The organism is Afipia sp. DC4300-2b1, assembly GCF_049895725.1.
GTDB classification, from domain to species: domain Bacteria; phylum Pseudomonadota; class Alphaproteobacteria; order Rhizobiales; family Xanthobacteraceae; genus Afipia; species Afipia broomeae.
Genome location: NZ_JAFCSX010000006.1, coordinates 19,608 through 33,092, shown reverse-complemented (window position 1 = coordinate 33,092; position 13,485 = coordinate 19,608). Strand labels below are relative to the sequence as shown.

6 protein-coding genes are annotated in these 13,485 nt (G+C 58.4%); 5 read left to right on the top strand and 1 reads right to left on the bottom strand.

Annotation, left to right across the window (positions count from 1 at the left end):
- The first annotated feature begins 414 nt into the window (after positions 1-414).
- The 5 genes from ACP7AL_RS22655 (at position 415) to ACP7AL_RS22635 (ending at position 7,502) form a co-directional block, all read left to right on the top strand.
- Positions 415-1,986 (top strand): TolC family outer membrane protein, encoded by a 1,572-nt coding sequence (locus ACP7AL_RS22655; RefSeq protein ID WP_425994509.1) that lies wholly within the window; start codon positions 415-417, stop codon positions 1,984-1,986.
- 187 nt (positions 1,987-2,173) lie between these two features.
- Positions 2,174-4,366: a type I secretion system permease/ATPase gene (locus ACP7AL_RS22650; RefSeq protein ID WP_425994778.1), complete on the top strand. Its 2,193-nt coding sequence runs from the start codon at positions 2,174-2,176 to the stop codon at positions 4,364-4,366.
- Entirely contained in the window at positions 4,353-5,603 is a 1,251-nt protein-coding gene (locus tag ACP7AL_RS22645) for an HlyD family type I secretion periplasmic adaptor subunit (RefSeq protein WP_425994507.1), read from the top strand. Before ACP7AL_RS22650 ends, ACP7AL_RS22645 begins: the two co-directional genes overlap by 14 nt.
- A gap of 228 nt (positions 5,604-5,831) precedes the next feature.
- On the top strand, positions 5,832-6,920 hold the full coding sequence (locus ACP7AL_RS22640; protein WP_425994505.1) for a transglutaminase-like cysteine peptidase: 1,089 nt from the start codon (positions 5,832-5,834) through the stop codon (positions 6,918-6,920).
- A gap of 114 nt (positions 6,921-7,034) precedes the next feature.
- Complete coding sequence (locus tag ACP7AL_RS22635; RefSeq protein ID WP_425994503.1) at positions 7,035-7,502, top strand: hypothetical protein; 468 nt, start codon at positions 7,035-7,037, stop codon at positions 7,500-7,502.
- Between the two features lie 107 nt (positions 7,503-7,609).
- On the opposite strand, the gene ACP7AL_RS22630 is transcribed toward ACP7AL_RS22635, so the two are convergent.
- Positions 7,610-13,432 (bottom strand): Ig-like domain-containing protein, encoded by a 5,823-nt coding sequence (locus ACP7AL_RS22630; RefSeq protein ID WP_425994501.1) that lies wholly within the window; start codon positions 13,430-13,432, stop codon positions 7,610-7,612.
- Between the last annotated feature and the right edge of the window lie 53 nt (positions 13,433-13,485).

Genomic DNA, 13,485 nt, shown 5'->3' with positions numbered 1-13,485 from the left:
CTCCGGGTAGATTCCGTTCTCAGCCCATGAACCGGAGTATTCGGAGCGAAAAGCACCCTCCAACACGCATGCTCGAGGATTCGTTAGTCAGCCGCTGCTTGTCGCTATCGCGCTAAATGGGGACGGCCCGCTCGCCGCAATAGCCGATACCTCAAATTCTCGACTTCGCGCTCGTCCTTTACTTCGTAAAGATGATCCAGATTGCGTCCGCCCGGCCAATACCGAGCAGGCATTTTCGCAATATAGTGAAGGATTTCTGGTATTTAAGTACCTTTTAAGGCAAAATGCGTTGCGCTTGCGCCACAGTTCCTGAAACTCGGTAAAGACGTTATTTCGCCCCATGTGTGTTCTGGTAAGGTCAAACCGGTCGTTGTGAAGAAATTTTTAAGTATTTTCGGCGTAGGGGATTTTCTGATGCGCGCATCATTTTTCGCCGTTCCAGCGTTCTTGCTGGGCTGCTCGCTTTCCCCGATGGCTTATGGGCAAGCGTTTTCAATCAACGACGCGCTAAAGCAAGCCATAGCGACACATCCCGGAGTTGGAGAGGCGGCGGCTAACCGTCGCGCCACCGAATCGGAATTGCGCCAACAACAATCAACACTGCTGCCGCAGGTACGAATCGAAGCTCGCGCCGGCCCGGAACGCTTCAATCAGCAAGTTGTGCCCGCACCGCTGGGCAACGATACATGGCGAAACGGGCGCGATGTCTCGATTGTCGGACGCCAGCTGATTTTCGACGGATTTACATCTCTGAACGAAATCTGGCGACAGTCTGCACGCGTGAACGCCGCTGCAGCGCGCGTCCATGAAAGAACAGAGTTGCTGGCCTTGGATGCCGCCGAGGCTTACATCGATGTCATTCGCTACACCCGCCTGATCACGATTGCCGAAGACAACGTGCGTGTCCATCGCAGCCTGTTTGGGAACGTGCAGGCCCGCTTCAACGGCGGCCGCGCGGGCGAAGGCGATCTAGAACAGACCCGGGAGCGCGTGGAGAACGCGGTGGCGACCCTGGCAGGTTTCCGCCAAAGCCTCGACGAAGCCCGCGCGAAGTATCGCAAGTCGGTCGGCCTTGAACCGTTCAACCTGCGCAATCCCAACCGTCTTCCGGGGCTTCCCAGAACGAAGGATGAGTCGCTCGCTGTCGCTATCAAATTCAATCCCACTATCCAGGCTGCAGAAGCGGATGCGCGAGCGGCGAAGTATGCATTCCGCAGTACGTCCGGGGCGTTCGTTCCGAACGTGTATCTGGAAGGCCGCGCGGCATCGGGCATCGATGCCAACTCATATGTTGGCAAGCGCGATGATGTCAGCGGGAAGGTTGTCGTAAGCTGGGATATCTTCCGGGGCGGCCAGGATACATGGCGCCGATCCGAAATGGCGGAGCGATATGTTGAAGGAACGATGCGGCATGCGCGGCTTCAGCGGGACGCTGTGGAATCAATCGATAAGGCCTGGGCTGCGCGCACGCTGACCGCAGACCGAATTGCCGCTTTGCAGCGGCAAATCGCGTCCGATCGGAAAGTCATCGTCTCCTACCAGAAAGAGTATGAGCTCGGTCAACGCTCGCTGGTCGATTTGTTGAACGGTCAGAACCAGCTTTTTAACGGGTTCGTCTCACTGGTCTCTTCGCAAAGCGTTGCAGTGTTCGCTGACTATCAGTTGCTTGCTGCCATGGGGGGCCTGATCGAGTATGTAAAGGCACCGCCACCGGCCGATTCCGCGCCGCTGGACGTTGAACCTTTCGGTCTGTTCCCCACCAAATTGCCACCTATCATTCTCCACACGCCAAATTCCGGCCCCGAGCCTTTGCCCGTTAAGCGGGTCGAACCGGTTCCAGCTTTGAACTATGCGTCTGCCACTGGATTCAGCCCAGGACCGGGAAACGACAGTTTCTCAGGCCGGTGGCAGGGCTCGAATCCTGCGCAGGAGCTGATCGACGCCGCATCGAAATGGCCAAGCGTCGGGACGCAGCCCGGACGTTGAAACTGCCGGGTTAGGCGTCCGAACCAAGGGCCGGGAAGAGCAGACAAATGAGGGGCGAGCGCTCCCCCATTAGTCTTAACATTAAGGTTTTCTTATCTTTTTACCCGACCGGGCTAGGATAACGCATTGACCCCTGGCAGGACGACAACCCTTGAAACCCGAAGCGGCAATTGAACGAAATGCGTCGATGCCAAGCGGGCCCGAGACCGGTGGTCGCTTAAGGGATCCGCTTGCGGCTGCGCTGGTCTACCTTGCTGGCTTTCATGGACGATCCATTAGCCGTGAAGCCTTGATAGCCGGTCTGCCCATCGTCAACGGCCGGCTGACCGCTACGCTCGTCGAACGTGCAGGCTTGCGCGCCGGGCTCGAGATTGAGCCGGTCAAACGCGCGCTCCTCGATATTCCCGCTCTCGTGTTACCGGTTCTGCTGATCTTGAAGGACGGCATGCCGTTGATCATGACAGGCGTCGATGCGGCCGGTGAAACGGCTCACGTCATAGACCCGGAGCGACCCGACGCGACGAAAAATCTCACCATTGCTGCGCTGGCCTCGCTCTATTCCGGCTACGCGTTCCTGGTCAAACCCGCAGCGACAGCTGACGCGCGCACGGTTGCCGCGGGCGATCTCCCTCAATCACACTGGTTCTGGTCCGTGGTCCGCAAATTCGGATCGAATTACGGACACGTTGCGCTCGCGGCACTCCTCGTTAACTTGCTGGCCCTGGCTGCACCGCTATTTACGATGAACGTCTACGATCGCGTCGTCCCGAACGGAGCGATCCCGTCTCTTGTTGCTCTTGCTGTCGGCCTTGGCCTCGCAATCGTTTTCGATTTCGTCATCCGGATTGTCCGAAGCCGGATCGTAGATCTGACGGGCAAGAAGATCGACGTCGTGCTCGCCGCCAATATTTTCGAGCATATCCTCGCGGTGAAAATGGCAAACAGACCGGCGTCTGTTGGCATTCTCGCCAACCAAATGAGGGATTTCGATTCAGTCAGGGAATTCTTTACATCGGGAACGGTGGTCGCAGCCACTGACCTCATCTTTGCGATGATATTTATCGGCATACTCTTTGTTATTGCGGGCCCGCTCGCATGGATCCCCTTGCTGATGTTGCCGATCATTATCGCAACCGGCTTCATTCTGCAGCGGCCGCTCGACCGTGCCATGAAGAGGCTGCAAGCGGAATCGGCTGCGCGGCATGGCGTGCTTATCGAATCATTGTCAGGCATTGAAACCGTTCGCGCCACCGGTGCAGAATCCCGCATGCAAACCCTCTGGGAGCGATCCGTAGCAGCAACGGCGCGCTCGGGCGAAGATGTCCATTTCTGGTCATCGCTTGCCCTGACGATTTCAAGCTCCGCTCAGCAGATCACGAGCATGTTGCTGGTGGTGATCGGCGTCTTCCTGATTCTCGACGGCAAGATCACCATGGGCGCCCTGATTGCCGCAAACATGCTGTCCGGCCGCGTACTGGCCCCGATTTCGAGCCTTGCATCCGTTATCACCCGGGCGACCCAGACAGTAAGCGCGTTGCGTTCGATCGACCGGCTGATGTCACTTGAACGCGAACGCCCGCCAGGTCGCGCTTTCGTAACCCGAAAGATCGAACGAGGCGCCGTCAGTTTCGACAACGTAAGCTTCCGCTACCCTGGCACCAAGCAAAGCGCGCTTGAAAATGTGTCGTTCAAGATCGCTCCGGGAGAGCGAGTTGCCATCATTGGCCGCGTCGGCTCAGGGAAGACGACGGTCGGTCGCCTCTTGACCGGATTCTACGAACCGCTTGAAGGCAGTATCGCCATCGATGGTATCGATTCACGTCAGTATGACCCAGCTGACCTTCGCGCCGGCGTCGGCTTCGTCATGCAAGATACCGACCTGTTCTTCGGAAAGCTGCGTGACAACATCACACTCGGAAAACCGTCAGCCAGCGACGAAGAAGTCATCGAAGTCGCTCGCCTGTCCGGTGTCGAGCAGTTCATCGCCGGCCATCCGCTCGGTTACGATATGCCGATCAGCGAGGGGGGCCGCAGCCTTTCTGGCGGGCAAAAGCAAGCCATCGGCTTGGCGCGTGCCATGATCCGGAAACCCAAGATCATCTTCATGGATGAACCGACTGCGCATTTCGATGTACGCAGCGAGGCGGAATTCCTTGATCGTCTGAAATCAATAGCGATGTCCGACATGACGATCATCGTCTCGACCCACCGCCCTTCCCTATTGACGCTAGTCAACCGGATTCTTGTTTTTGAACAAGGCAAACTCGTGGCCGATGGCCCCCGCGAAAGCGTTCTTGCCAGTCTTCAGGCTGGAGCAAAGCGGGCAGCCGAAGCACCGAAGTTCGACAAACCTATCGTGAAAACAAATGCAGCAGTCTGACTTTGCTTTCGCAAATGATATTCGAGCTGCGGTCGAGCTGCGCACGCCGCGCACATCACGGCTGGTCTTGCTGTGTACATTGGCGCTTCTTGTAGTTGGCGTTGTCTGGGCGCATTTTGCCGTCCTCGACGAAGTCAAACGCGGTAACGGCCGGGTGATTTCCTCCCGTCAGACTCAGGTTCTGCAAAGTCTCGAAGGCGGGCTGGTCCTGGAAATTCTGGTGCGGGAAGGAGATATCGTAAAGCAAGGCCAGGTTTTGATGAGAATTGACGACACCAAGTTTTCAGCAGACCTTGGTGAGGTTCGTGAACGGCGCGCGTCAAACGCTGCACGTGTTGCGCGCCTTCAGGCTGAAGTGATCGGCGCTGAAAAGCCCATCTTCCCAGAGGAACTCATCAAGCTCGCCCCCCAGATCGTAGAAACCGAGCAGAACCTGTTTACTGCGCGCGTGAAGAAAGTATCTCAGGACATCGACGTTCTCGCGCAGCAGGAAACGCGGCTTGCCGCCTCACTCAAACTTCTCAGCCGCGAGGTAGAAATCACCCGCAATCTGTATGCGCAAAAGGTAGTGCCCGAGATTGAGATGTTGCGTCTCGAACGGCAGGCCAGCGAAATTCGTGGGCAGCTTGCCGAAACGCAATCGCGCATCACGAATATCAAGACCGCGTTCCGGTCGCAGTCGGAAGAAGATCTGGCTAAATCTCGCGGAGATCTGGCTGTGCTGGAAGAGAATATCAAGTCCGCGCAGGATCGCGTCCGCCGGGCCGATCTCAAATCTCCGGTTAACGGCATTGTCAATAAGCTGAACGTGACCACTGTCGGAGCAGTGGTTCAGCCGGGCGCGAACCTGATGGACATTGTTCCGCTAGATGACAGCCTGCTTGTCGAGGGCCGAATTCGTCCGCAGGACATCGCGTTTATCAGGGCGGGACAGGATGCAGTGGTCAAGATTACCGCTTACGATTCGTCGGTCTATGGCTCTCTCAAGGGGAAGGTCGAGCGTATCAGCGCGGATACGATCGCCGACGACAAGCCCGAGCGTGGTGAAAAGGGCGAAACGTTCTATCGGGTCATGGTTCGCACAGACAAGAACCATCTTGGAACCACCGAAACTCCGCTTCCGATCATTCCCGGCATGGTTTCCACCGTGGAAATCCTGACTGGAGCAAAATCGGTGCTCGATTATGTCGTGAAGCCCGCCCGTATGCTTCGCGATGAAGCTCTTCGCGAGCGTTGAAGCCTTTCGGTAACGAAATAGTCAGCATTAACGCTGCGTTACCCTCGGCGATATTTCAAATTCTACGTATTCTGTTTCTGGCTCTTCACTCTGCGGCGCAGAATACCCGCCCCTGCCCGCGCCGTTTAACGCTGCGCTAGCCGCCTCCATTCAATGATCGCTCCATCACACGGGAACGGGATCAGCTTTTAAGGCTGGCCGACGCTCCCGGGATGCAGGGGCGTTATCATGGCAAGTTTTTCAACGGCGCGTACCGTTACAGGTGTAATTGTTGGCCTCGCGGTTTTGACGGCTGGCGTTTTTCCTGGGGAGGCTGCCTCAAGGGCCAAACCCAGGAAGTATATTTTCGACGACCTCGTTACCCCGTCGATGCTGGAGTCGCCAGTACCGCCTGTCCAGACGCAGGCCGCGACAGGCGCCCGCTTCTTTTCGATCAACAGCGTTTTGGCAAAGCTTGATGGCAAGTCCGTTCCGAACGAGCCCGTTCGACTCGCCTCCGTCGCAAGCGATAGCGTTATTTCGGACGCTCCCAGCGAATTCACCGGTGTCGAGCAGTCACAACTCTCGACAACCGAGCCTTTTGGCCTTTTCACCTTCCGCGCTCCCGAAGGGATGTTGTGGCGCAAGTGGCGCAACGTAAGGAGCCAGATTGACAAAGAGATGAACGAGATTTCGAGTTGCAAGGCGAATTCTTCGACCTGCAGTAGCGCTGCCAAACGGTTTATGCTGATGGTCGATGACGTGCGTGAACGCAACGGCGCGGCAAGGCTCGAGACCGTCAATCGCCTTATCAACACCGCGATCCGCTACACCAGCGACCTCATCCAGCATGGCGAGGTCGATCTGTGGTCTTCTCCGCTGGCTTCGCTACGCACTGGCCGGGGCGACTGCGAGGATTATGCAATTGCAAAATACATGGTGCTGCGGGAAGCTGGCATTCCTGAACAGGATCTTCGCATTCTCCTGGTGCGTGACCGCGCTGTCCGTGAGGATCACGCGGTGCTCGCAGTGCGCAAGGATAGCGGCTGGACCATTCTCGACAACCGGCGCGGGACGTTGTTCGCTGACAGCGATCTGCCGCAGTTCACGCCGCTTGTGGCGCTGGATACAGGTGGAGTGAGCCTGTTTGCCTCGCCTTATCTGAGCCAGCGCATGAACAGCGACAACAAGGCCGTAGCACCAGCAGCAGCCGATCCCTGGGGTATGGCTCTTCCGAGCGATGCAGCTGTCCAGGACACGGCCGTGAACCTCGACCTAAGCGACATTCAGTCGTCTTCGGGGGCATCGGGACTGACCAATTTTCCGCTTCTGCTCTGACGGTTTTCGCAGCACAGGTGTTCCTTAAAAATACCCGGCACTGCACCTGCTATCGCGGTGCGGTGGCAACGGTCGCGTGGTAGACTTCAGTCGGGACAAGACCTCCAGGCGACTATGGGGACGATCGTGAGCAACAAGATTCTATATGTCAGGCACCGGCTTGGAATCGGAAGGGCTTTCGCAACGGGTGTATTGATCCTGGCGGGTTTAGGCGTGTCTGCTCACGCCCAAGATGCTCAAACAGTGGAGCGCACGGCCAAGGGATCTACGGCGAAGCCAATCCGGGTCGGTGTCTATCTCAATGTGCAGCCGGATTGTAGTTCCGGCGTTCTCCCCACCATCCGCCTCCTGAGCCCGCCTGCGAACGGGACGGTTGAGGTCAAGCGCGGGAAAGTCACTGCTACCAACTACAAGCAGTGCCTGGCGCTTGAGGTGCCCGGCTATGTTGCGTTCTACAAATCAAAGACTGACTTCATCGGCGTGGATGTCGTGACGCTTGAGGTCAAGTACCCGAACGGCCGCACCGAAGTGCAAAAGATCAGCGTCACTGTCGGCGACGGCAAAGGCGGACGAAACATTTGAATGGGAAAGCGCGGCGAAGCAAAGCACCCGCATCAGGCATCCGCCCGAAAAACCAAAGAAAAACCCGCCGGTTCGCTCCGGCGGGTTTGTTCGTCTTGTGAGGTGCCTTAGGTCGTGGCCGCCAGATGGAGCTGATGCTCGGTGCCGGCGAACGTGGCGTTGATGATGTCACCATGGCTGGTGCCGGCAAACCCCGCAAGCACGGCTACATCGTGTGAGCCGCCGGCGAAATTGCCCTGACCGGTGGTGTCGACCTGAACGGTGACATCGTTGCCGGACTGGGCGAGGTGGATGAACTTCTCCACATTCGAGCTCGGCGCAAAGACCTGATCGAGAAGTGCAGAGAGATCGATCTTGTCACCTTCCGCATTGTTGAAGTTGAGGATCGTATCGGCGTGTCCCAGCGTGCTCGCCGGCAGCGCGAACGTATCCGCGACGCCGTTCGTACCGGACAACGTATGACCGCCATTGTCAGCTACCTCGGCGAGAGACGTATCGAAATCGACCTCGACGAATGAACCGGTAGATCCATCGGCATAGGTGAAGATGCCCTTTGCGGCAACCGACTGTCCATCGATGGTTCCCGTACCTGCCGCTGCGTCAAGATTGATGCCGGTGATGCCAAGGCCAGTCAGCGATCGCATCTCGCCAGCATCGGTCACACCGTTGTGGTTGGCATCCTGCCAGACTGAAAGCTGTGCGAAAGCCTGATCCTTACTGTCGATCACGCCGTCATGGTTGCTGTCGAGACTCGCGAGTGCCGCGAGAGCGTCAGTGAAGTTTCCACCTGCGAAGGTGGGCGTGAACAGTTCACTGCCATTGTCGATCTTACCGTTGCCGTTGACGTCGAGCGCCAGCAGGCCGTCATGCCCGTTGCTCGTCCAGGCAATTTGATCCTTTACGCCATCGGAATTGATGTCGAACTGAACACCATCGGCCGACGAAGTGAAAGCAAAGCCATTGTGGTCGAGATCGAGGACGATTGGGTCGGCAGTAAAGGCAAAGTTGGCCGTGGTTAAAGAGTCGAGGTCAAAATTGCCGGATGTCGTGCCAACCAATGTCACCTCACCCGCCGCGATGGTGCCATTGTTATTGGCGTCGTTGATGTACCAGATTCTCGTCTCGTAAGCACCTGAGGTCGAGCCTGTGAGCAGGATCGCCTTTCCACCAGCGTTAATGCTGAAGACGTTGCTGTTGATGATGCCAGCGATGCTGGTTGTGTCATCGACATTGTTTTCGGTCGCATCGCTGTACAGCGCAACTTTATCGGTGATGTTCGCATTGCCACTGCTTGCCGATGTGTATGCGTTGATCCCAGTACCGCTTGCGCCGTTCTGAAGCACTGAACCAGAGCCAAGGAAGGCCCCAAAGTTCAGGATATCGCCGCCAGAGCCGGCGGTAATCGTGAGTATGTCGGAGCCATTCAGGGCACCGGTCGTGGCAAATTTAATGATGTCCGAACCGCCGACGCCATTGATGGTGTCATTGCCAGCGCCGCCGATAATAACGTCATTGCCCGCACCGCCGGTGATGACGTCGTTACCTGCTCCACCGGTGATAATGAACTTGCCGTTAGTTTCGGCTGCGCCGTTCCAGGTCAAAACACTACCCGACGTGAGCGCAGAACCGTCCACAGTTAGCGTTTGCCCGGCAGCAACCAGGCCATCAACCGTGGTGATGCTTGTCGAGGCGTTACCCAATACGATTGTCTCGACGTTCGTCACGTTGTTGAGAGCAGTCGTGTTAGATGTCGAACCGGTAAATGTCAGCGTGTCGTTGTCGGCACCGCCATTGATAATGTCTGAGTTCGTCAGATTACCAGCAAGCGCGAACGTATCGTCGCCATCGCCACCGGAAAGATTATCGTTGCCTGTGCCCGCCGTGATCGCGTCATTTTGAGCGCCGCCGGTGATGACGTCGTTGCCCGCACCGCCGGTGATGTTGAACGCGCCATTGGTTTCGGCGGCACCATTCCAGGTCAGAGTCTGACTGGAGCTGAGAGCACTGCCGTTAATCGTCAGCGTCGCACCTGAGGCAACCAGTCCATCGACAGTCGTCACGCTGGTGGTTGCACCGGCAAGGACAATCGTCTCGACATTCGTCACATTGGACAGATTGTTGGTGGGCGCCGTCGTCAGCGTGAGCGTATCGCCGGTTCCACCGCCGAGATCGAGTGAGGCTAGCGCGGCAAGCTGAGCAGCGGTCAGCGTGATGCTGTCGTTGCTCGAGCTGCCTTTCAGATTCTCGACGCTGGTGATGGTAACTCCGGAGAGATCGGCCGTTGTCGCATTCGACAAGATGATCGTATCGGTGCCTCCACCAAGATCGATCTTGTTGCTGGTGCCCCCAATCAAGTTCGCGAGCTGCAAGGCGCTGATAGTCAGCGTATCGTTGTTGTTGCCGCCTTCGACATTGCGGGTCTCTGCGCTCGAAACGGTGGTCGAGCTGGCGCCCGAGATATCCACTGCACCATCGACCTTCACAGTCAACGTGTCGTTGCTGCCGTTTAGGTTGATTGTCGACAACGCAGCCCACTGCTGAGCCGACATCGTGACGCTATCGACGCTGCTGCTGCCATTCAGTGTTTCGACACTGCTGATCGTCCCGCTTGTAAAATCGACTGTCGTGCCATTGGTGAGCGTGATCGTGTCGGAATCAGCTCCGCCATCGATCGATTCACCGGCCACCCAATCGCCATTGGCCAGTTGGAGGTTATCGTTGCCTGCGCCACCCGAGAGCTTGTCGGCGCCGCCATTGCCATCGATCGTATCGGCTCCGTCGCCGCCGAAAATGTAATCTACGCCGTTGCCGCCCGTCAGGAAGTCGATTCCGGCATAGCCGTACATGACGTTCGTGCCGTTGGCGAGCGGAGCCGAAATCGGCGTGCCGGAGCTGCCGTTGTTCCCGCTCGTTCCGACGTAGAGACCGAATGCATTGGCCGCATTTCCGGCAGCGTCGGTAAGGACCACGATGCTGGACGTACCCGTGGCACTCGGCGTCACCGTGATGTGGTTGCTGGCGTTGGTAACGGTTGAAGTACCGTTGCCCGTTACCGTCACCGCTTCCGACACGTCGAACTGAATGTTGGTGTCGGTGACTACCAGATTGGAAACGGTCGGAGCCGTATTGTCGACCGTATAGGTGTGGTTATCCGTTCCCGTCGGGGTTGTGTTGACGAGTGCGTTGCCCGCCGCGTCGGTGATGTTTTGACCGCCAGCAAAGGCAAGGCTGACCGCGCCATTCAGGTTCGCAAGATTTCCACCAGAAACCGTGACGTCATACTGCGTACCGCCGCTGCCGGCGACGGCGGCAACGCTGATGCCCGCCGTCGTGCCACTGACGGTGAAGTCGGTCGCATCGACACCGCTTACCGCTTCGCTGAAGGCGACGCGGAAGATCAGGCTGTCGGCGTTGGTCGTGCTGACGGATGGGGTCTGGGTAACGATCGATGTCACCGTCGGCGCTACGGTATCCACCGCATAGGTGGTGCTGGATGCACCGCCGGTGCCGGTATTGCCGGCGACGTCGGTGTAGGAACCAGTCAGCGAGACTTGGTTGCCGGACGATACGTTTCCGTTCACCGGCGCCAGAGTCATCGTCCAGGTCTGACCGCCGTCGGACGTCGAAAGATTCGACAGTGTGCCATTTTGAGCGGTGAAGTCTGTGATCTCGAGATTGCTGACCTTCTCTGAAAACACGACGCTAACCGTAGCCGTCTCGCCAATTTTCAGCGCAGTGTCATTTATCGTGATTGACGTGAGCGTCGGCGGGATCAGGTCGATGGCCAGCACCTGGGCCAACGTCTTGGTCACGCCACCTTCGAACTGGAAGCTTTCGAAGTTGGTGAACTCGTCCGTGATCGTGCCAGAGCCGCCGGCATGGGTAATTTTCACTCCACCGGAAATCGCCTCGATCGCGGTGATCTCGCTGATGCTGAAATCCAGCTTCACGATGTCTGCGGTGGTCTGGGCACCGCCGTCGGCGATCACCTTGTGGGGATCGGTGTTGCCGCGCTGTGTGAGATCGAGAATGTCATCGCCCGTGCCGCCATGGACGGTGACGGTCGAGGTGTCGAGGGCAGTACTCGCGAGCGAGCCGATGTATTGAATGTTCACGCCGCCAGGGCCAGCGGTAATGTCGATGTCCTCGACGCTGTCCATGCGAATGGATCCGCCGTCTGACATCGTGACGATGATGTCGGTCGAGTTCGGACCAGTGGCCGGCACGATATCGGTGCCTCCAGTCGCCGCCGCGATGGTGACGGTGCCGGTGGCGCCGGTGATGTACAGTGTGTCCGAGCCGGTGCCGCCATCGACGGTGTCCTGTCCGTCGCCTTGCGCGTAGTTGATCTTGTCGTTGCCTTCCTGGGCGAAAATGATGTCGTCGCCCGTGCCAGCGGTAATAGTGTCGTTACCGCCGGTGCGGCCGCTTTCCGTGGCCAGTTCACGTTGATGCGAAGCAATATAGGCGAGTGTGTCGGCGCGCGTCCATTGCGCGCCGTTGCCGGCTGGATCCAGAACCGAATTGGTTCCTTCGAGCCCGGCAAACACGGCCCAGCCGGAGCCGGCCGGATATGTCGCCGCGGACAAGCCCGCCGCAGCCCTGAGAACGTCGGTGTTCATGACATCGCCGTAGATGATGTCCTTACCGGCGCCGCCGTTGATGATGTCGTTACCAGCCGCAGACTGCACGACGCCGCTGCCAGCCAGGCTGCCGACAACGCCCGTCAGGTCGCTGGGATTCACCACATTGGTGTAGGAATGGCCGCTGTCCAGCGCGTTGAGCGCGGCCACCGCGTTCGGGCTACCGGCCACGTTGAGGCCGACGGCTTCGATCGTGTAGCCGTATTGGCCGGCACCGGTGCCGGTGATGGTGTTGATCTGTGTCTGGGTAGCGTTGGTCGTCGGTTCGCCGTCGGAGATGAAGATCACCTTGTTCACCGAGGCGCCTGTCAGCGGGACAGACGAAACCGGATCGCTGCCGGATGTGCCAGGTGTGAGGTAGTCGATCACGGCATCAAGGCCGTCGGCATAACTCGTGTTGCTGCCCGGATCGGCGCCGATATACAGGCGATTGCCGCTATTGGTGATGCTGCCGTCCGCGTTCGCGGCGTCCAGCGCGCTGGCCAAGGCGGCGGCGTCGGCGGCCGCATTCGCATGGCTGTTCGTCACGATGTTATACGTGCCCAGTTGCGTGTAGCCGCCACCGAAGGCGTACATGCTCACCCGCACATTGGCGGCGCCCGAGTTGTACAGGCTCTGGAGCAGCGCGCCCACCGCCTGCTGCATCGCAGTCATCTGTTGTGCGCTCAGGCTCGCGGTCGTATCGAGGACCAACACCACATTGGCGCTGGAACCCGCAGAGATGGTCGGCGTCGCGCCCGGATCTCCAACGATGGTGTCGTCGCCCGCGCTGCCATTGATCACACCCCTTACGTTCGGCGACGTATCGACGAAATGCGCCGGGTCACTGGGATTGTCGTCGCTGTCGTTGGAGCCGACGAAGAGCTGCGCCGTTGCGGTCAGAGAAATAGTGAGATTAGCTTGATTGCTAACGTCACCGTCGCTGTCGGTCAGGGTGTAGTGGAAGGTATCGGTGCCGCCGGAGTTGGACGTGCGAGTATAGTCGTAATTGCCATTGGCATCGATATGCAGGGTGCCGTAGGTGCCGGTGACGTTGAAGCCCCCATTGCCGTCAGAAACACCACTCGTCACGCCACCGATGTGAGCGCCGTCAGCGCCCTGCTTGTCGGCGCCGCCGGTACCTGTACCGCTGCTGATAGTGCCAGCGATCAGATTACCGGAGGCATGCGAGCCGACCGCCGCCGTCCCCAGGCTGTTGGTGTCGGACACCGCGCTTGGCTTGTCGTCGATGATGGTGACGTCGAGGCTGTCGGTGGCGGTCGAGTTGTTGCTGTCGGTGACCTTCACCGTGAAGCTGTCGGTTGCCTGATCGGAACCAGCCGCGTTGGCTGCGGCGCTGG

Coding starts and splice junctions, on each gene's coding strand:
- ACP7AL_RS22635 (WP_425994503.1), top strand. CDS start 7,035: ATGGGGACGATCGTGAGCAACAAGATTCTATATGTCAGGCACCGGCTT.
- ACP7AL_RS22655 (WP_425994509.1), top strand. CDS start 415: ATGCGCGCATCATTTTTCGCCGTTCCAGCGTTCTTGCTGGGCTGCTCG.
- ACP7AL_RS22640 (WP_425994505.1), top strand. CDS start 5,832: ATGGCAAGTTTTTCAACGGCGCGTACCGTTACAGGTGTAATTGTTGGC.
- ACP7AL_RS22645 (WP_425994507.1), top strand. CDS start 4,353: ATGCAGCAGTCTGACTTTGCTTTCGCAAATGATATTCGAGCTGCGGTC.
- ACP7AL_RS22650 (WP_425994778.1), top strand. CDS start 2,174: ATGCCAAGCGGGCCCGAGACCGGTGGTCGCTTAAGGGATCCGCTTGCG.